Source organism: Bacteroidota bacterium (assembly GCA_016720935.1).
Lineage (GTDB): Bacteria > Bacteroidota > Bacteroidia > AKYH767-A > 2013-40CM-41-45 > JADKJP01.
In genome coordinates this window covers 23,053-43,362 of sequence record JADKJP010000006.1, presented here as the reverse complement: position 1 = coordinate 43,362, position 20,310 = coordinate 23,053, and the positions used below count along the sequence as shown (strand labels likewise).

Here is a 20,310-nt window from a genome sequence, read left to right as displayed (position 1 = left end):
GTTTGAATTAGAATGAAACTGAAAGTAAAAGCTTCTCCGTGGAAACGGAAATTCGTGGTGTACCACCTGAACAAGCAAAACGGTACACCACAAAAAAATTATTTGGTATCGCCAATTGGTTTTCCTTCGGCTAGTTTCTTAACCACTTCATACAATTCGTCCTGGTTTCCTTCTGTAAAACCAACATGTTGCCATACGATTTCACCTTTACCATTGACCACAAAAGTATGAGGAGGCATGTTCACATTCATGGCTCTTTTAAAGTCACCATTGGGGTCGATGTAACTTTCATAAGTCCAGCCCTTACCATTAATAAATGGAGCGACACGGTTCATGGTACGCGCATCATCGATGGAAATGCTTACCAGTTTCACTCCGGTTTCTTTTTGCCAGGTGGCGTATTCTTCATGAATTGCGTTCAATTCTTCAATACAAGGTTTGCACCAGGTAGCCCAAAAATCGATGATCATTGGCTTGCCGTCATTGGCCAATTTATCTGTACTGAAATTCTCACCAGTCATGGTTTTTACACTCACAGCAGGCAATGTCCGACCTTTGGCATCCTGGGCAACAAGGGTAGACGAGATCCCGAGCAGACCCAGGAGAATTAAGGAAGAAATTGAGATTTTCATGGATTATGAAGGATTTTTGAACTACAAATAAAGGAATTAGCTCAATACAACAACCACTCCACTGTCAATATTTTGTAAAAAATTTCATTGCAGGGTTAAATATGCTTTTCCAGTAGGAAATTTGAAGAAAAATGCTTTGTTTTGGGAATCGATCGATAACCTTAAACTACATTTAATATGAAAAAACAATTACTAGGATTACTGGTTGCAGCTTTTATGGGTATGTTCAGCCCTGCGCAGGCTCAAATGACTGCTGGCTGTATCGCACCTGATTTCGTTGCGAACGACATCAATGGAACTCAATGGCATCTTTACGATATTCTGGCAACAGGAAAGCCGGTTTATATCGATGTATCCGCGACATGGTGCGGTCCATGTTGGAGCTATCACAACAGTGGAGCGCTTGAAAATTTATACAATTCTTATGGTCCACAGGGAACAAATGAATTGATGGTGTTTTTCATCGAAGGAGATGACAATACTACACTAGCTGATCTACAGGGAACAGGCACAAATACCCAGGGTGACTGGGTTACAGGTACACCGTATCCAATCATTGACAACGGGACTATCGCAAACGATCTTGAGATCAGTTATTTCCCAACAATCTATTTGATTTGCCCTGACCGCGTGATTCGCGAAGTAGGACAGCTTACAACTGCTCAATTGTATGCTCAGCGTACTACTTGTCCGGTTGCTAACGTTGCCAACGCTAATGATGCAGGTATCACTAATTCAAACGCATGTTTGAATCCAAGTCTTGCTTCTTGCACAGGAGTTGATATCGCTTGCCGCGTTGCAAACTACGGAACAAGCCCGCTTACATCTGCTACACTCACACTTACTGTTGGAGGAACTGCACAACAAACAATTCAATGGACAGGCAACCTTGCAACTTATGAAACTGAAGTATACACTTTCACAGGTGTAACCGGTGTTACTGGAACAAACAGTGTTTCCATCGCGGTTTCAAATCCAAACGGGCAAACTGACCCGACAGCTACAAACAACACCCGTACAGCATCCTTTATCATTTACCCACAAATTGGCGGACCTGCAGTGAGTGAAGCGTATGCTTCAGCTACCTTCCCGCCTGCAAACTGGAACCTTATCAACGGTGGTGATGCAGCAACATGGTCACGCAGCACTGCGGGTCTCAATGGAGCCGGTTGCGCGAAGATGGATTTCTGGACTTCACCTGCCGGTGATCAGGATGCATTGCAATTGCCTGCTCAGGATCTGACAGGTGTTCAGGACGCAACAATGACATTTGATTTGTCACATGCACGTTATGGAACAACTTCAAATGATAATCTGAAAATAAAAATCAGTGTGGATTGCGGAACAACATGGACAACCCTGTTCAACAAAACAGGAGCGACCTTGTCAACCACCACCGGTTCAACTTCTATTTTCACTCCAACAACGCCTACACAATGGCGCTCTGAACTCGTTTCTCTTGCCGCTTTCGTTGGCAACTCAAACGTGTTCGTGAAATTCGAAGCGAACTCTGATTATGGTAACAATCTTTACATCGACAACGTGAATTTCACATTCACAACAGGCTTGAATACTGTCAGCAAGAAAGTTGCTTTCGAAATGTATCCAAACCCTGCATCTGACCGTGCAAGTGTAGATGTAAACCTTGACAAAAAAGACGATGTAACTGTTGAAGTATTTAATAAAGTCGGTGCTCTTGTTTACAGCCATTCTGAAGCCGGAATGAGCGCAGGAGAACACAGCTTCAGTATCAACACCAGCGATTTTGCAAAAGGTATCTATATGGTAAGTGTTAAAACTTCCAATGGTGCTACACAAAAGAAACTTGTTGTTGAATAAAGTATAATCGAAATTGAATCTTCCCGTCAAAAGGAAGATTCAATTTCTTTCTTTTTGATCTATAGAAATCAATACCATCAAATGAAAAAACTCTTACCCGTAATCGCAGCATTTCTGCTTCTTACCCTCGGATCATTTGCACAGTCATTACAGGTTACTTCGGATTCCGTGAACCTGCAAGGACCTGCAACAATGCTCATGACAGGTACAGCCCGTGTCACAAACATTGGCGGAGGCACAATATTCGTTAAGGTTAAACGTGTGATTGTAGACACAGCAGCCGGACACAGCGCATACTTCTGCTGGAAAGGCACTTGTTTCCCTGTATCCACAAGTCAGTCTCCAACATACCTTGTGATGAATCCGGGGGATTCGGATACGACACTGCTTGCGGATTTACAACCTGGCGGACATGGCGGAACCAGTACTGTCACCTATTGCTTTTTTGATATGGATAACGAAGCGGATTCATCCTGCATTACGTTTACATACAGAGCAAGTGGTGTAGGAATTGATGAAATCGGCGGATTGAAATATATCTCCAATATCTATCCAAACCCGGCGGATGCATTTGCCCGAGTTTCCTATGCTATCAATGGCGGAAAAGACACTCGCATGGTTGTCACTAATCTGCTCGGTTCCGTGGTAAAAGAACTGCCTTTGACCGAAAAACAAGGCGTTACCCTGATTCCAACTTCCGACCTGAAAACAGGTATCTATATTTGTTCAATTGTGATTGACGGTAAATCATATGGCTCAAAGAAATTGATTGTTAGTCATCGTTAATTGATTTAATAAAGCTTGAAAACAGGCTGTTCCGACGGAACAGCCTGTTTTTTTTGTCCAACTTTTACCCTCTAAAATGACAGTTCACAATTGATAAAAGCATAAATTTTCTCTACTTTTGAAATTCTACTTTACCTGATCGAAAAGGAATTCTGCAATAATCTACACATTACTACTATCTAAAAAAATGAAAAGAACTCTACGCATTCTGAGTGTCCTCTGCATGCTCCTCACAGGAACAAACATGTCATTCGCTCAATTATCAGATGGCTCCATTGCACCTGATTTTACCGCAACTGACATTAACGGTACCACCTATCATTTGTATGATTACCTCGACCAGGGAAAAACAGTGGTAATTGATATTTCAGCCACATGGTGCGGGCCTTGCTGGGCTTATCATAATTCAGGCGCGCTGGAAGATTTGTACACTACTTATGGTCCCAACGGTACAAATGAAATGATGGTTTTTTATATTGAAGGAGATGGAGCAACTACACTAGCTGATTTATACGGAACCGGAACGAATACTCAGGGCAACTGGGTGGCAGGCACTCCATATCCAATTATAGATAATTCAGGAATTGCAAACAGTTACGCGATTCGTTATTTCCCTACGATTTATATGATTTGCCCGGATCGCGTGGTACGTGAAGTGGGACAATTGACAACAGCGGCATTGTATACAGCGCGTGAAGAATGTAGTGTTGCAACTCAGGCCAATGATGCCGGGATTACGCATTCCATGACTGCTTTAAACGGTACACCAGCTTCCTGTTCCGGAGTTACCATCCGTTATCGCCTTTGCAATTACGGAACAGCTCCACTTACATCTGCAACCATTGAATTGTCTGATGGCACAAATGTTTTGCAAACAAATAACTGGACCGGTTCATTGCAAACCTATGAATCAACATCGCTGAGTTTTACAGGTGTTGCAGGTACTCCGGGTTACAATAACGTAACAGTAACTGTTTCAAATCCGAATGGACAAACCGACGGGAACGCATTGAATAATTCCGGATCTCAGTCTTACATTATCTACTCAGGTGTTGGCGGACCGGCAGTTACGGAAGATTATTCTTCAACTACTTTTCCTCCTGCAAATTGGTATTATATCAATGGTGGCAATCAAAGTGCAGGCTGGAGCCGCAGTACTGCAGGTTATACCAGTTCGGGTTGCGCGAAAATGGATTTCGTAAACTCTCCTTCCGGTGATGCGGATGCATTGATTTTACCTCCTTTGGATCTATCAACCTATGACAACGCGGTTATGACATTTTATGTCGCTGCCGCTACTTATGGCACATCGAATGACAATATCAAAATTAAAGTGTCCACCAACTGTGGAACAACCTGGTCGCCTATCTGGAACAAAACAGGAGCTTCTTTGGCAACTGTAGGCTCTGTTAGTTCCGCCTTTACTCCAAGTTCAGCGAATCAGTGGAGAAGTGAAACTGTGAATCTCACACAATACACAGGCGTCAACAGAACAAATGTGATGATTAAGTTCGAAGCTCTTTCCGCACAGGGAAATAACGCTTATATCGACGACATCAACATGACACTCACCACCGGATTAAAAACAGTTACTCAAGCACTTGCTTTTGATTTATATCCAAATCCTGCCACGCAACGCGCTCAAATTGATTTCAATCTTGAAAAAGCCGGCGATGTAACAATGCAGGTAGTTGACAAGATGGGGAAACTGGTTTATACGTACTCAGAACCCTCAATGAACCCGGGTGAACATACCTTCGAATTGAACACCTCAGATTTTGCAAAAGGAATTTATATGGTGAATATTAAATCCGCAACAGGATCTTCTCAGAAGAAACTGGTGGTTGAATAAATTTTATTCAGTATTAAAGAAAGCGAAGGGTGTTCATCACTCTTCGCTTTTTTATTGGATTTAACATTGAAATTACCTGATTTATAATCCAGATCGCTTTGCATGTTATTGAATACCGCCTGTTTAGACATCCATTTTCAGGATTCAGCTGCAAATAATACCTTTCCTGTCCAACAAGCATATATCATCCTCCGGAGAAAAATTTTATTGTATTTTTGATCCCCTTTAAAAATGAAGATGCATTCACTTCCTTTTTAAATAGAATAAAACAACACAATGTCAAAATCAAAAATCAACCAGGAAGCACTCGACTACCACGAACAAGGCAGGCCGGGAAAAATTGAAGTTGTTCCAACGAAACCATACAGTTCACAGCGTGATTTATCACTTGCCTATTCACCGGGTGTCGCTGAGCCTTGTTTACGTATTGCCGAAAATCCTGATGATGTGTATCGTTATACGGCTAAAGGAAATTTGGTAGCTGTAATTTCAAATGGTACAGCTGTACTTGGCTTGGGAAATATCGGTCCGGAAGCATCGAAACCTGTGATGGAAGGAAAAGGACTTCTGTTTAAAATCTTCGCGGATATTGATGTATTCGATATTGAAATTAACGAAACGGATGTCGACAAATTTGTAGAAACCGTGAAAGCGATTTCTCCAACCTTTGGTGGCATCAACCTGGAAGACATAAAAGCACCCGAATGTTTTGAAATTGAACGCCGGTTGAAAGCGGAATTAAAAATTCCGATCATGCACGATGACCAGCACGGTACCGCGATTATTTCCGCTGCCGCTTTATTAAATGCACTGGAACTTGCTCAGAAAAAAATCGAAGAGGTGATCATCGTGGTGAGTGGTGCGGGGGCATCGGCCATCTCTTGCGCGAAATTATATCTCAGTCTGGGCGCGAAAAAAGAAAACATCGTGATGCTCGACAGTCATGGTGTTTTACACGAAAGCCGTACGGATCTCGATGAAAATAAAATTTTCTTCAAGACCAGCAGAAAAGCGCATACACTGGCAGAAGCCATGAAAGGCGCTGATGTTTTTCTGGGTCTTTCAAAAGGAAATATCGTTTCAAAAGAAATGGTACAATCCATGGCCAAGAACGCGATTGTCTTCGCTCTTGCCAATCCGGATCCGGAAATCACCTATGAAGATGCGGCAAGTGCGAGACCCGATATCATCATCGCGACCGGACGTTCGGATTATCCCAACCAGGTGAACAACGTCCTCGGATTTCCTTTCATCTTCAGAGGTGCGTTGGATGTACGTGCGACACAGATCAATGAAGCCATGAAACTGGCAGCGGTAAGGGCAATCGCGGAACTCGCGAAAGAACCTGTGCCTGAAATTGTCAATGTTGCTTATAATAAAAAGAATATCACATTTGGAATGGATTACATCATTCCAAAACCTCTTGATCCGAGACTTATTACTACTGTTGCTCCTGCGGTTGCAAAAGCGGCTATAGAGTCCGGAGTTGCTCAATCACCGATTACAAACTGGAATAATTATTCTGACGAACTCAACAAACGACTCGGTCTTGACAACAAACTGATTCGTGTGGTCACGAGCAGGGCCAAGCAAAATCCTCAGCGTATTGTTTTCGCGGAAGCGGATACCTACAAGATCCTGAAAGCCGCGATGATCGTGCGTGATGAAGGAATTGCCAAACCAATTCTGCTGGGTAATCTCAAGAAAATCCGCCAGCTCATCGAAGAAAACAATCTTGATCTGGGTGACACACCGATCATTGATCCGCGACTGGAAGAAGACAAACGCCATGAATACGGTGAAATCTTTTTCAAAAAACGTAAGCGCAGAGGTTTCACGCTTTACGAAGCCAAGAAGATCATGAACGAACGGAACTACTACGGAGCCATGATGGTGGAAGTAGGAGAAGCCGACGCGATGATTTCCGGTCTGACCAGAAAATACAGTGACACCATTCGTCCTGCCTTGCAAATTATCGGTACGCAGGACGATGTAAAAAAAGTTGCCGGCATGTACATCATGGTCACCAAGAAAGGACCTGTGTTTTTTGCTGATACAACGATCAACGTTAATCCAACCGCTGAAGATCTGGCAGAGATTACAGTACTCACTGCCTGGGCTGTTCAGCAATTCAATATCAAACCGCGTATCGCTTTGTTGTCTTATTCGAACTTCGGTTCGACTGATGATCCTACCGCGAAAAAAGTGAGAGATGCAGTTGCAATTCTTCACCAGAAATTCCCCGGCATGATGGTGGATGGTGAGATGCAGGCAAATTTTGCTTTGAACCCTCACCTGCTGAGCGACAATTTCCCGTTCTGTGAATTTGCTGCCGAAGGAGCGAACACGTTGATTTTCCCAAGCCTTGAAAGCGGAAATATCGCTTACAAACTCTTACAGGAAATGGGAGGCGCAGAAGCTATCGGTCCGGTATTATTGGGTATGAAAAAACCTGTACACATCCTGCAACTTGGCAGTAGTGTCCGAGAAATTGTGAACATGGTGACTATCGCGGTAGTCGATGCTCAATCCAGAAAAAGCGCACGATAATTGAATTTCACAAAACACTTTTTCATAAAAGCCGGAGCAAAATCTCCGGCTTTTTTTATTATTTCAAAATCAATATTTTTTAAACCTTAAAAAATAATTCAGTAATTAAAGAATTTCAGTTTTTCAAATCACTGCTGTACATCAGTATTTTGGGGGGTTTTTAGTACATTCGCATTGATTTGTTAATTGATGATTGATGATTGTTGATTGATGATTGTTGATTGCTGATTGTTGATTGCTGATTGCTGATTGAAAATATTGAACCCGGCTAATTTTCTTCACCATTCATAATTCATAATTCTCAATTCATAATTCTCAACTCATAATTCTCAACTCATAATTCCTAATTCATAACTCCTAACTCTCGTCGTGCTCAATCATCTCACCGGTCGTCTCATCGAAAAAAATCCTGCATCCATTGTTGTGGAATGTCATGGTGTTGGTTACCTGTTAAATATTTCTCTGAACACCTATTCAAAAATAACCGCCGAAGAAAACATCAGGATACTGGTGCACCTTCAAATAACTGAGGATGCACACACGTTATACGGCTTCGCGGATGAAGATGAAAGACGTCTGTTCCGATTATTAATCACTGTTTCCGGTATCGGCTGTAATACGGCCCGCATGATGCTTTCGTCTATGAATGTGGACGAAATCGAAAATTGTATTGTGTCTGAGGATGTCGTAAAACTTAAAAGTATCAAGGGAATTGGCGAAAAAACAGCACAAAGGGCCATTCTTGAGTTAAAAGGGAAGCTGAAAAAAGACGGGGTTGTTCCATCAGTTTTTCCCATATCAAGGTGAAAGACGAAGCGATGGCAGCTTTGCTGACCCTCGGATTCGCCAGAAATACTGTCGATAAAACCCTGGATTCTCTCCTGAAAAAGAACCCGGTTTCAACTGTTGAAGAATTAATTAAACAAGCCTTAAAATCACTCTAAAAGGCGGGTGAAGGTTTGCCGAAAAAAGCTATTTTAGTGCCTTCTTAAAAAACGGCAATATCGATCCAATCTTTACCCAAAGAATTAGTATTCAATAAATTACAAGGCCTTGAAGAATTTTAAGACGTATTTTTTCGGGATCGGGAGTGTATTATCAGTGCTCAGTACGGTGTGGGGAGCGGAAAAACCTGCTGGTTTGTTCTCGGAAAACTTTGCGGAACCGGCTGCTATGGTCGTTGATTCCGACAGTTTGAACCTGCGTTATCCTTTCCATGACAGGATGGGCGACCCGTATTCCAATCCGGGTTCGGGCAATCCTTTGTATTTAAAAGATCCGGCAAATATCAAAACTACTGTTGATTATGATCCGGATAACAACCGGTACAACATCAACGAAAACATGGGGGAACTCTTTTACCGGAATCCTTCCTACATGTCGTTCGAAGAATTTGTGGATCATGAATTCAACAAAAGCACAAAGGAATACTGGAAGCAACGCGCTTCCGAAGATGATCAGCTAAACAAAAAAGCTTTTGCACCGAAAATTACTGTGAACAGTATTGTGTTCGACAGGATCTTCGGAGGTAATACAATTGACATTCGTCCGCAAGGTTCAGCGGAATTAAGTTTTGCCATAAACGTCTCCAAGAATCAAAATCCCGCGCTTCCTGAAAAACAGAGAACAGTCACCACGTTTGACTTCAAGGAAAAGATTCAGATGAACGTGATCGCCAACATCGGCGATAAGATGAAGCTCACTACAAATTACAACACGGAAGCAACTTTTGATTTCGAAAACAAAATGAAGCTGGAATACACCGGCTATGAAGACGACATCATCAAAAAAATTGAAGCCGGTAACGTTTCTCTTCCTCTGAACAGTCAGCTGATTCAGGGTTCTCAAAGTTTGTTCGGAATTAAAACACAGTTGCAGTTTGGTCGCATGACGGTGACCAGCATTTTCTCTCAGCAAAAAGGTAAATCACAAACCATCGATGTACAAGGCGGTGCGCAGACAACCACCTTTGACATTAAGGCCGATCAATACGAGGACAATCGTCACTTCTTCATCGCTCAGTATTTCAAAGATAATTACGATGCCAATCTTCGTGACCTGAACAGGATCGGATCCGGTATCAACATCACGCGTATCGAAGTATGGGTTACACCAAAAGGATTTATCTCCTCACAAAACAATCAGAACCGTAACATCGTCGCTTTCGCGGACCTTGGCGAATACATGCCGGATACCAATCAAACGCTCATTCCATTCCCGGGAAGTTTGCAAGAACCTTCGGATTCATCCAACTCCTTGTTTGCCCCCGGTGTACTCGGACAATACCGAAACACTTTTCGAGATATCTCTCAGGCCTCCTCTATCCTGAGTGGTTTGGGCGCGAGCAATAACTTCAACGAAGGACGTAACTGGGAAAAAGTTGAAAATGCCCGTTTGCTGCAACCTTCAGAATACACCGTCAATTCACGCCTCGGATACGTTTCCCTTAACACTAAACTCGATCCGGGCCAGGTGCTGGCGGTTGCCTTTGAATATTCTGTAGGAGGACGTGTGCACCAGGTCGGTGAATTGACAAACAATACAACTGCTTCCGGTGCGGGTGCCATCTATGTCAAATTGCTTCGCAGTACGAATTTCACTCCGAAATTCTACACCTGGGATTTGATGATGAAAAACATCTACTCTCTGGGAGGCTACAACATCGCGCAAAAAGATTTTCGTCTGGATGTATTGTATCAGGATGACCGTCTGGGTGGCAACATCAATTACCTGCAGGATGGTTGCGAAAATGTGAAAGGTGTTCCACTGCTTCGTTTACTGAATCTTGATGATCTGAATACAAACGGTGATCCGCAGCCTGATGGAATGTTTGATTTTGTCGGAGGGATCACGATCAATGCGCAAACCGGCAGAATCATTTTCCCGGTTCGTGAACCATTCGGATCCTACCTCGCAAATAAATGCGCGGGTGATGCCGACTTCGCGAATCAGTACGCCTATTACGCGCTTTACGATTCAACAAAAACAGCAGCGCAGCAGCAACCGGAAAAAAACAAGTTCACGCTGCATGGTACTTACCAAAGTTCTTCCGGTTCGGATATTCCTCTGAATGCGGTGAACGTACCACAAGGATCAGTGAAAGTTACAGCAGGCGGCGTTCCTTTGACAGAAAACGTTGACTATACCGTTGACTATACTCTTGGTCGTGTGAAAATCATCAACGACGGAATTTTGAAATCAAATACACCGATTAAAATTTCACTCGAAAGCAATTCTCTTTTCAACCTGCAGACCAAAACCATGATGGGTAGCAGGTTTGATTATGTCTTCAACAAAGATTTCCAGATCGGTGGTACCATCCTCCACTTATCAGAACGACCACTAACACAAAAAGTAAATATCGGAGACGAACCAATCTCCAATACTGTTTGGGGTGTTGACGGAAACTATCGTACCGATTCGCGCTTTATCACGAAGCTTCTCGACAAATTACCATTATACAACACAAAGGAAACCTCTTCAATCACTCTGAGCGGTGAGTTTGCACAGCTCGTTCCCGGTCACTCCAAGGCTGTAGGAAAAGCAGGAACTTCCTATGTGGACGATTTTGAGGGTGCGATTACACCTTTGGATTTAAAAAATCCGGGCAGTTGGTTTCTTGCAAGCTTACCTCTTGGCCAGGAGGAGGAAGGTATGTTCCTCGAAGGAAAATTCGCGGATAATCTGGCATACGGTTTCAACCGTGCCCGTACGGCATGGTATTACGTTGACCCGCTGTTCCAGCGTAACCAACCAGGTATCACTCCCTCCGATATCGACGCGAATGATCAGAGTAACAACTTCGTTCGTGATATTCCACAAGCGGAAATTTTCCCAAACAAATCACAGCCTAACGGTCCGCAGAGTATTACGTGTATGAACATGGCTTTTTATCCGAATGAACGCGGGCCATACAATTACGATGTTGATGCCACTGTAGATACTGCAACCGGATTACCCCTTTCTTCCGGGGTGAATATTGATGGTACTTTGAAAGATCCTTCTACACGCTGGGGAGGGATCATGCGAAAGATTGAGACATCTGATTTCGAAGCGAGCAATATTGAATTCATTCAGTTTTGGATGATGGATCCATTTGCCGACGGCTCTCCGAACAATGGAACCGGTGGTGATCTGTTCCTGAATCTCGGAAGTCTTTCTGAAGACATCCTGCGTGATGGTCACAAAAGTTTTGAAAACGGTTTGCCGGCCCCAACCAACAACTACACAACAGCCTCTTCAACATGGGGACGCTATCCAACCATTCAATCCATTGTCAATGCATTTGACAATGATCCAGCCAGCAGAACAGCTCAGGACGTTGGTCTAGATGGATTGATCGATGCAGATGAACAAAACTTTTTCGGTACAACTTTCCTCGATAAAATCAGAAACAAATTCGGTGGTACCAATAACGGAGCTTACACCTCTGTCGCAGGTGACCCGTCGTCAGATGACTATTCATATTTCCTGAATCCTGATTACAGCACAAATAACGTTTCACCTTTGGATCGTTACAAACGTTACAACGGACAGGAAGGAAATTCTCCTGCGAACGGAACGATAAACGGTGTTCAATCAACTGCCACAACTTTGCCGGATGCAGAGGACATCAACCGTGACAACAACATGGAAACCGGTGAAGATTATTATCAATACCAGATCGATCTTCGTCCGGGCAGTATGGTTGTTGGTCAAAATTATATCACCGACGAAATTGAATCTACTGTTCGTTTTGCAAACAATACCAATGGAAGCATCAAATGGTATCAGTTTAAAATTCCAATTCGCAGTCCGGAAAAAGCAATCGGTGAAGTGGATCTGACAAACATTCGTTTTGTACGGATGTTTATGAAAAACTTTGAAACACCGGTTGTATGCCGTTTTGCAAAACTTGAGTTTCTCCGTGGAGAATGGAGACGTTACAATTATTCCCTCCTTCAGCCCGGTGAATACAGTCCGACTCCCGAAGTGCCGGGCAACACACAGTTTGATCTTGCATCTGTGAGTATCGAAGAAAACGGTAGCCGTCAGCCGGTGCCTTATGTACTTCCTCCGGGCATCGATAAAGAACGTGATATCTCTACCACTCAATTGGCAACTTTGAATGAGCAATCCCTTTCACTGCGTGTTTGTGATCTTGCGGATGGTGATGCCAGAGCCGCCTACCGAAACACTCAGCTTGATATCCGTGCTTACAAGAAGCTGAAAATGTTTATCCATGCTGAATCACGCGGCGCCAACGATGCGCTACAGAATGGTGATTTGCATGCATTCGTTCGTCTGGGAAGCGACTTTAACGACAACTATTACGAATACGAAATTCCGTTAGTCATTACTCCATGGAATTCAACCGGAGCAACCGAAATCTGGCCGGAAGCGAACAACATGGAAATTGAACTCGAGAAACTAATCGATGCCAAGCTCCGCCGGAACAACGCGATGCAGGTGCTGAACAATGTCACTCTCCAAACACCGTATTTCGTTACTGATGGTGACAGGATCATCACGGTGAAAGGAACACCGAATCTGAGCAACATCAGATCCATCATGATTGGAGTCCGGAATCCAAAAGATCCGGGTGGTAATGGCCCGAAAATTTGCGCTGAAGTTTGGGTGAACGAATTACGGATGTCTGACTTCGATGAAAAAGGAGGCTGGGCAGCAACAGCTCGTGTGACCGCGAAACTCGCCGATCTGGGAACCATGTCGCTCGTTGGTAACCACAGTACTTCCGGATGGGGAAGTATCGAGAAGAAAGTCAGTGAACGCGACAAAGCGGATAAGAGTTCTTATGATTTCTCCACCACACTCGAACTGGGAAAATTCATTCCTGAAAAAGCGGGAATCAAATTACCGATGTACTTCGGTTACTCTGAATCATTCATCAACCCGCAATACAATCCGCTCGATCCGGATGTTCTTTTGACAAAAGCACTGGATGCAAGTCCGAATACCGAGACCAAAGACTCCATCAAAAAGCAGGTGATTGATTACACTCAGCGAAAGAGTTTGAACTTCACAAACGTAAGGAAAACAAAAACCGGCAACTCTCAGAAGTCTAGAATCTATGATGTCGAGAATCTGAATTTCACCTACGCTTACACAGAAATTTATCAGCGCAACTATAACATTTCGTATAGTCTGTCGAAATCATACCAGGGTGTGCTTGGGTACAATTACAACCATGCATCCAAACCAATTGTTCCTTTTGAGAAGAGTCCAAATCCGATTATCCAATCGAAATGGGGACGATTGATCAAGGACTTTAATTTCAATCCTGTTCCATCCGGATTGAATTTCAGAACCAGTCTTGACCGTACTTATTCAGAAACACAACTCCGCAACAATTCGGGTTTCGCGTTCCAGATTGATCCGACTTACATCAAGACTTACACGATGACCCGGAATTACGGTCTGAACTGGGATCTCACACGTTCTATTAAACTTGATTTCAATGCTGACGCGAACGCGATGATCGATGAACCTGCAGGACGATTGGATACTCGTGAAGAACGTGATTCTGTAAAAGAAAATCTCAAGCGACTTGGACGTCTCACACGTTATCATCATGCCGCAAACGTGACCTATAATCTTCCGTTGAATAAAATTCCGGCAGCTGACTGGATCGCGTCTAATGTGCGTTACGGAAGTGATTATAGCTGGCAGGCTTCCCCACTCTATCGCGATACGATCGATGACAGAATCAAGGATAATCCCTGGGGAAATACCTTGCAAAACTCACAGACCATCGCGGTGAATGCCAATTTCACGATGACGACGCTGTACAATAAGATTCCTTATTTCAAAAAGATAAACCAAAACACACCTGCCAAAGGAGCTGAACGGAATAAACCGAAAGTGAAATTACCGACAGATAGTTTGGGTGGAAAAAAAGACAGTACCAGGATATCACGCCCATCCCCACTTGAACCGGTATTCAAAGGCATTGCAAATCTCATCATGATGGTGAAGACTGCAAGTGTTACCTACCAGGAAACCAATGGAACCATGTTACCCGGATTCAGGGGAACACCGGATTGGGTTGGACAAGACTGGAATTTCAACGGTGGAAAAGGCGCACCGGGTTGGGGATTCCTGTTCGGTAGTCAGAAAGACCCGCGTCCGGAGGCTATACAGAACAACTGGCTGACCAAGGATACGACACTCAATTCATTCTTCACGACAACGAAACTTCAGAATCTCACATTGCGTGCATCGGTGGAACCAATCAAGAATCTCAAAATTGAATTGAGCGGTAACAGGAATTACACATTGAGTCATAATGAATATTTCCGTGCCGGTGCTGACGGGAAATTTAGTTCTTACGGTCCGACGGAAACCGGAAACTTCTCCATTTCTTATCTCACCTGGAGTACTCATTTTGTGAATGACGCGAAAGATTATTCGAATAAGAATTTTGAGGATTTCAAAACAAATCTGCTACAGATTTCAAACATTCTTTCAGCGGAAAATCCAAATACTCCTTCAACTGTTGACTCCCTCGGTTTCCATACCGGATATGGTAAGACTCAGCAGGAAGTATTGACTTATGCCTTCCTTTCCGCTTATTCCGGAAAATCTCCGGACAAAAAGATCATCAATCGTTTCCCGAAAATTCCAAAACCAAACTGGAGAATTACCTATGACGGATTATCGAAACTGAAATTCTTCCAGAGCTTCCTTCAATCGTTTAGTTTGTCACATGGCTATCGTTCTACGTACAGCATCAATTCATTTTCACAAAACCTGTTGTATGAAGGTGATCCTTCCGAAAATTCAATCCGCAGAGATACACTCGGAAATTTCATTCCGAAATATGACATCCAGCAAATCACTATCGCCGAGCAATTGTCTCCATTGATTGGAATTGACATGACCTGGAAGAACAGCCTGCAGACACGTTTTGAAATCAAACGTGACCGCACTTTGACATTGGCATATTCCAACATCCAGGTAACCGAGGTACGCGGCATAGAATACGTTGTAGGACTGGGTTATAAATTCAAAAAGGTAACGCTGCCATTCAAAGTCGGAGGCAATAAAAAGCTCAGTAACGACCTTACAGTGAAAGCTGATTTCAGTATGCGTAAGAATACTACTATTCTTCGTAAGCTGGTAGAAGGTACAAATCAGCCAAGCTCAGGAAGTACAACCCTGGGTGTTAAACTCTCCGCCGATTACCCATTGAACGACCGTTTCAACATCCGCGCTTTCTACGAATACAACTCCAACAATCCGTTTGTTTCGTCAAGCTACCCGACAAGCAATACGAATGCGGGGCTGAGTATTCGGTTTACCCTGGCGCAATAATGGGTTTCGACTTCCGGGTTCCGGGTTGCAGGTTTGAGTGATGCTGACTCCCGACAAAATCAGCAATCAACAATCTAAAATCAACAATCCCAAATCGTCCCTTTTATTGAAAAAAGCGTTTGCCTGATTTCTAAAATTCAGCTACGTTTGAGGCAAAATTGAATACATGAATTTCCCAGAAAATCTGAAGTACTCCAAGGACCACGAATGGGTTCGGGTAGAAGGCAACCAGGCCGTAGTTGGTATTACTGATTTCGCTCAAAGTGAATTGGGTGATATCGTTTATGTTGAGATCGAAACTGAGGGTGAAACTCTTGAAAAAGAATCGGTTTTCGGTACAGTTGAGGCTGTGAAAACGGTATCTGATCTGTTCATGCCGGTTAGCGGTAAAGTATTGGCTGTGAACGCAGAACTCACAACAAAACCGGAATCAGTAAACAAAGACCCTTATCAGGTAGGTTGGATGGTACGCATCGAAATGAGCGATCCTTCACAAGTCGACCAGCTTCTCAGCGCGGCTGATTATATGAAATTGATTGGCGTAGGTGCCTGATCAAAACCAACAACATGTTTCTTCGTGTTCATTTGCCCACCCTCGCGTGGGCAATTTTTATTCTGATCATTTGTGGGATTCCAGGCGATAAAATCCCGGAAATGACCTTCTGGCAATGGCTTAAACCGGATAAGATCGTCCATTTACTAATTTTCGGACTACTCTGCTTTTTGATGATCCGGAGCTTCCTTGCTTTAAATACCGGTTCATTCTTTTATAAGAATGCCAAAATGCTTTCCCTCCTCCTGACCATCTTTTACGGTATACTTATCGAGATTTTGCAGGCAACTGTTTTCATTCACCGCAGCGGCGATATTCGCGACGCGATAGCAAATTCCATCGGAGCTTTTGTGGGTTTGTGGGTTTTTGGGAAAATGGCGAAGAAAGTCGCTGGTAAAGGGTGAAGGGTTGGTTATTGGGTTATTGAGTTATTGAGTTATTGAGTTATTGAGTTATTGAGTTATTGGGTTATTGGGTTATTGGGTTATTGAGTTATTGGGTTATTGGGTTATTGAGTTATTGAGTTATTGGGTTATTAGGTTATTAGGTTATTAGGTTATTAGGTTATTAGGTTATTGAGTTATTGAGTTATTAGGTTATTGAATATTAAGCTGGGATTTACCTTATACTTTATACTTTATACCTTATACCTTATACCTTATACTAATAATCAGGTATCTGGTATCCGACATCCGGCACACCTACTTTATTCCTAAATTTACTCCATGAAGGAAAAGCAAAAGATTATCGTAGCGGTTACGGGGGCTAGTGGTGCTATTTATGCGAAGGTTTTATTCGAAAAACTACAGGCTCTTGGTGATCAGATTGAGACGGTAGGACTGGTGATGTCGGATAATGCAAAAACAGTCTGGCAATATGAATTGGGTAATTCCGATTACACGAAAAATAATTTTAAAGTGTATGATAAAGGAGATTTTTTCGCCCCTTTCGCCAGCGGTTCCTCTAAATTTGCATCCATGATTATTTGTCCCTGCTCGATGGGAACCATGGCAAGAATCGCTTCAGGAATTTCCAACGATCTTGTTACCCGGGCTGCGGATGTAATGCTGAAGGAAAGACGTAAACTGATTCTGGTGTTGAGGGATACTCCGTATAGTCTCATCCATATCAACAACATGAAAACAGTTACCGAAGCCGGTGGAATAATTTGTCCGGCCTCCCCTTCCTTCTACTCAAAACCCGCTGACTTTGACAGTCTGGCCGCTACGGTGATTGACCGCGTATTGGACCTCGCAGGATTGGAACATTCGACCTATCGTTGGAGTGAAAAAAAGGAAAAATGAAGGAGATAGCCGAATTTGCCCGAGTTATAAACAGGGAAGCTCAAAATCCCAAAGGGGCGTGCCAAATTTGTCCATTTTTGGCATAAAAAAAGAATTCTCCTGAAAGACAAACGGTTAAAATAATGATTGTTAAAAGCCGTTTTTCTCCTTGACAGATAAAGATTGAGTAAGTACTTTAGTATAACCAAAGACTAAACCTTAGTACCATGTTTGAATACTCCAAGCAAATTCTAACCAAGGTTAGTTTCGATAAACACCTATTCCGCAAAGAACTTATTAAGTCACTACAGATCCTGAAAAGGGACGAGCGACGCTTGCTGAAAATCTGGTGCATCGCAACATTCGCGGCTTATTCTGATGTAGTCATTGAAGCGTTCAGGAAGTTTTCCTGAGAAAATTAAGGTTTCTTTTTAGTCCATCATATCCGGTTCGCTCTACAGCCGAATCCTGAAATATTTTTTTGAATACCTCATCGGTTATTTCTTCCCAGTCCTTCTTTTTCATTTTCATCAATTCCTCTTTGGGTTGAAATTGTGGTTCATGATGTGGTTTTGAAAATCTGTTCCATGGACAAACATCCTGACAGACATCACATCCAAAAGTCCAGTTTTCAAATTTCCCCGACATCTCCAGTGGGATAGCATCTTTAAGTTCAATAGTGAAATAGGAAATGCATTTGCTTCCGTCTACCACCTGAGGTTTTATGATCGCCGCGGTTGGACAGGCATCAATACAACGCGTACAGGTGCCGCAATAATCACTGATTGGTGCATCCGCTTCCAAATCCAGATCGAGAATCAATTCAGCGATAAAGAAAAATGATCCGGATTTTTTTGTGATGAGATTACTGTTTTTTCCGATCCAACCCAGTCCGCTTTTCGCGGCCCAGGCTTTTTCCAGTACAGGTGCTGAATCCACAAAGACACGTCCTCCAATGTCTCCGATTTTGTTCTGCAGCACAGACAATAGCTCCTTTAATTTCTCACGAACCACATAATGGTAATCGATACCGTAAGCATATTTTGAAATTTTTGGTGCTTCGGGATCGGCTTGTTTTTGAGATGGGAAATAATTGTAAAGCAGGGAGACAACAGATCTGGCACCGGGAACAAGCAGTCGCGGATCCAGGCGTTTGTCAAAATGATTGGCCATGTAGGCCATTTTTCCATGGCGGTTTTGCAGAAGCCACTGTTCAAGACGTGGAGCTTCCTCCTCCAGGAATTCCGCTTTTGAAATTCCGCAATAGCTGAAACCAAGCCGTTCAGCTTCGGTTTTGACAATGGCGGCATTTTGTGCGGATTTTCCGTTCATGAAGAATTCAAAATTAGCAAGGAATCCCGGTTTAAAAATTTTTTTCTCAAAATACTTGACAAGCCTCGATTCAGTATGATATATTTGTGATATCATTTTAATATCAACCCTATGATTCTTGAAAAATCCTTCCGCCCACAATCCGGCTACATGATGCTGGTCTTGTGTTTGATTTGTGTTATTGCCTGTGCAATCGGAGTCAACCTCCGGATGCCCTCTCTGATGATTCCATCCATTCTTATTTTTGCATTCACAATGCCAGGATTCATGGTGATCAATCCAAATGAATCCCGAGTGCTGACTTTGTTTGGTAAATATGTCGGAACAGTGAAAGACAACGGCTTTTTCTGGGCCAATCCGTTTTTCGTAAAACGCCTGGTCAGTCTGCGTGCTTTTAATCTGAACGGACAAAGTCTGAAAGTGAATGACAAAACGGGAAACCCGATTGATATCGCCGCTGTAATTGTGTGGCAGGTACAGGATACCGCCAAAGCGATATTTGAAGTAAATGATTTTACTTCTTATGTAAATATTCAAAGCGAGGCAGCAGTACGTCACCTTGCGAATAGTTGTCCGTATGATAACTGGGAAGACAACGACGCTGTTGTTACCTTGCGCGGTACTACAGAAAAAGTACACGAAATGCTTTTAACGGAATTGAATGAACGTCTGGGCAAAGCAGGGATCCATGTACTTGAAGCACGGATCAGTCACCTAGCCTATGCTCCTGAAATCGCCGGAGCGATGTTGCAAAGACAGCAGGCATCCGCTGTGGTTGCCGCACGTCAACTGATTGTTGAAGGCGCTGTTGGAATGGTAGAAATGGCATTGGCGAAATTGTCAGAAAAAGAAATCGTTCATCTGGATGAAGAACGAAAAGCTAACATGGTAAGCAATCTTCTAGTTGTGTTGTGCGGAGACAGAAATGTTTCTCCGGTAATCAATGCAGGCACTATTTATTAATCTTTAATGTTTCATTCATAATGAACTAATACTTCCTGCATGGCTGAAAAAAAACCTTTTGTATTGCGTCTTCAACCTGAGATGTTGAAAGCTCTTGAAAAATGGGCGGCTGATGATTTTCGCAGCGTCAATGGACAGATTGAATACCTTTTACAAAAGGCTTTGCTTGAAAGCGGGAGATCCAAAACAAAGAAAAGCGGCTGATGA

13 protein-coding genes and 1 pseudogene are annotated in these 20,310 nt (G+C 43.0%); 12 read left to right on the top strand and 2 right to left on the bottom strand.

Annotation, left to right across the window (positions count from 1 at the left end):
- Positions 1–98: 98 nt before the first annotated feature.
- Positions 99–632: a TlpA family protein disulfide reductase gene (locus tag IPP86_08485; protein MBL0138550.1), complete on the bottom strand. Its 534-nt coding sequence runs from the start codon at positions 630–632 to the stop codon at positions 99–101.
- A 177-nt stretch (positions 633–809) separates the two neighbouring features.
- Here IPP86_08485 and IPP86_08480 point away from each other — a divergent pair, with 177 nt between their 5' ends.
- The 10 genes and pseudogenes from IPP86_08480 to IPP86_08435 all read left to right on the top strand — a co-directional run bounded on the left by IPP86_08480 (position 810) and on the right by IPP86_08435 (position 18,221).
- Positions 810–2,471 carry a T9SS type A sorting domain-containing protein gene (locus IPP86_08480; protein MBL0138549.1) on the top strand — a complete coding sequence of 554 codons (1,662 nt, stop codon included), beginning with the start codon at positions 810–812 and terminating at the stop codon, positions 2,469–2,471.
- A gap of 81 nt (positions 2,472–2,552) precedes the next feature.
- The gene (locus IPP86_08475; protein MBL0138548.1) at positions 2,553–3,257 is read left to right on the top strand and encodes a T9SS type A sorting domain-containing protein; all 705 of its coding nucleotides are present in this window, start codon (positions 2,553–2,555) and stop codon (positions 3,255–3,257) included.
- A gap of 187 nt (positions 3,258–3,444) precedes the next feature.
- Positions 3,445–5,109 carry a T9SS type A sorting domain-containing protein gene (locus IPP86_08470; GenBank protein MBL0138547.1) on the top strand — a complete coding sequence of 555 codons (1,665 nt, stop codon included), beginning with the start codon at positions 3,445–3,447 and terminating at the stop codon, positions 5,107–5,109.
- 276 nt (positions 5,110–5,385) lie between these two features.
- On the top strand, positions 5,386–7,659 hold the full coding sequence (locus IPP86_08465; GenBank protein ID MBL0138546.1) for an NADP-dependent malic enzyme: 2,274 nt from the start codon (positions 5,386–5,388) through the stop codon (positions 7,657–7,659).
- 369 nt (positions 7,660–8,028) lie between these two features.
- Positions 8,029–8,603, top strand: a pseudogene (ruvA, locus tag IPP86_08460) (Holliday junction branch migration protein RuvA).
- A 109-nt stretch (positions 8,604–8,712) separates the two neighbouring features.
- On the top strand, positions 8,713–15,972 hold the full coding sequence (sprA, locus tag IPP86_08455; GenBank protein ID MBL0138545.1) for a cell surface protein SprA: 7,260 nt from the start codon (positions 8,713–8,715) through the stop codon (positions 15,970–15,972).
- 166 nt (positions 15,973–16,138) lie between these two features.
- Positions 16,139–16,525 carry a glycine cleavage system protein GcvH gene (gcvH, locus tag IPP86_08450; GenBank protein ID MBL0138544.1) on the top strand — a complete coding sequence of 129 codons (387 nt, stop codon included), beginning with the start codon at positions 16,139–16,141 and terminating at the stop codon, positions 16,523–16,525.
- A gap of 14 nt (positions 16,526–16,539) precedes the next feature.
- Positions 16,540–16,929 carry a VanZ family protein gene (gene vanZ / locus IPP86_08445; protein MBL0138543.1) on the top strand — a complete coding sequence of 130 codons (390 nt, stop codon included), beginning with the start codon at positions 16,540–16,542 and terminating at the stop codon, positions 16,927–16,929.
- A 321-nt stretch (positions 16,930–17,250) separates the two neighbouring features.
- Positions 17,251–17,829: a UbiX family flavin prenyltransferase gene (locus IPP86_08440; GenBank protein MBL0138542.1), complete on the top strand. Its 579-nt coding sequence runs from the start codon at positions 17,251–17,253 to the stop codon at positions 17,827–17,829.
- Between the two features lie 206 nt (positions 17,830–18,035).
- Positions 18,036–18,221 carry a hypothetical protein gene (locus IPP86_08435; GenBank protein ID MBL0138541.1) on the top strand — a complete coding sequence of 62 codons (186 nt, stop codon included), beginning with the start codon at positions 18,036–18,038 and terminating at the stop codon, positions 18,219–18,221.
- Here IPP86_08435 and queG read toward each other — a convergent pair.
- Positions 18,205–19,140 (bottom strand): tRNA epoxyqueuosine(34) reductase QueG, encoded by a 936-nt coding sequence (gene queG, locus IPP86_08430; GenBank protein ID MBL0138540.1) that lies wholly within the window; start codon positions 19,138–19,140, stop codon positions 18,205–18,207. The two genes, IPP86_08435 and queG, sit on opposite strands and share 17 nt — an antisense overlap.
- Before the next feature lie 111 nt (positions 19,141–19,251).
- On the opposite strand from queG, the gene IPP86_08425 reads away from it, so the two are divergent.
- Positions 19,252–20,103, top strand: coding sequence for an SPFH domain-containing protein (locus tag IPP86_08425; protein ID MBL0138539.1), 852 nt, complete (start codon positions 19,252–19,254; stop codon positions 20,101–20,103).
- 39 nt (positions 20,104–20,142) lie between these two features.
- Positions 20,143–20,307 (top strand): Arc family DNA-binding protein, encoded by a 165-nt coding sequence (locus IPP86_08420; protein MBL0138538.1) that lies wholly within the window; start codon positions 20,143–20,145, stop codon positions 20,305–20,307.
- Positions 20,308–20,310: the final 3 nt, after the last annotated feature.

Excerpts from the sequence above, each read along its gene's own strand:
- IPP86_08485 (MBL0138550.1), bottom strand. The coding sequence starts at position 632 with ATGAAAATCTCAATTTCTTCCTTAATTCTCCTGGGTCTGCTCGGGATC.
- IPP86_08480 (MBL0138549.1), top strand. The coding sequence starts at position 810 with ATGAAAAAACAATTACTAGGATTACTGGTTGCAGCTTTTATGGGTATG.
- IPP86_08475 (MBL0138548.1), top strand. The coding sequence starts at position 2,553 with ATGAAAAAACTCTTACCCGTAATCGCAGCATTTCTGCTTCTTACCCTC.
- IPP86_08470 (MBL0138547.1), top strand. The coding sequence starts at position 3,445 with ATGAAAAGAACTCTACGCATTCTGAGTGTCCTCTGCATGCTCCTCACA.
- IPP86_08465 (MBL0138546.1), top strand. The coding sequence starts at position 5,386 with ATGTCAAAATCAAAAATCAACCAGGAAGCACTCGACTACCACGAACAA.
- gcvH (MBL0138544.1), top strand. The coding sequence starts at position 16,139 with ATGAATTTCCCAGAAAATCTGAAGTACTCCAAGGACCACGAATGGGTT.
- vanZ (MBL0138543.1), top strand. The coding sequence starts at position 16,540 with ATGTTTCTTCGTGTTCATTTGCCCACCCTCGCGTGGGCAATTTTTATT.
- IPP86_08440 (MBL0138542.1), top strand. The coding sequence starts at position 17,251 with ATGAAGGAAAAGCAAAAGATTATCGTAGCGGTTACGGGGGCTAGTGGT.
- IPP86_08435 (MBL0138541.1), top strand. The coding sequence starts at position 18,036 with ATGTTTGAATACTCCAAGCAAATTCTAACCAAGGTTAGTTTCGATAAA.
- queG (MBL0138540.1), bottom strand. The coding sequence starts at position 19,140 with ATGAACGGAAAATCCGCACAAAATGCCGCCATTGTCAAAACCGAAGCT.
- IPP86_08425 (MBL0138539.1), top strand. The coding sequence starts at position 19,252 with ATGATTCTTGAAAAATCCTTCCGCCCACAATCCGGCTACATGATGCTG.
- IPP86_08420 (MBL0138538.1), top strand. The coding sequence starts at position 20,143 with ATGGCTGAAAAAAAACCTTTTGTATTGCGTCTTCAACCTGAGATGTTG.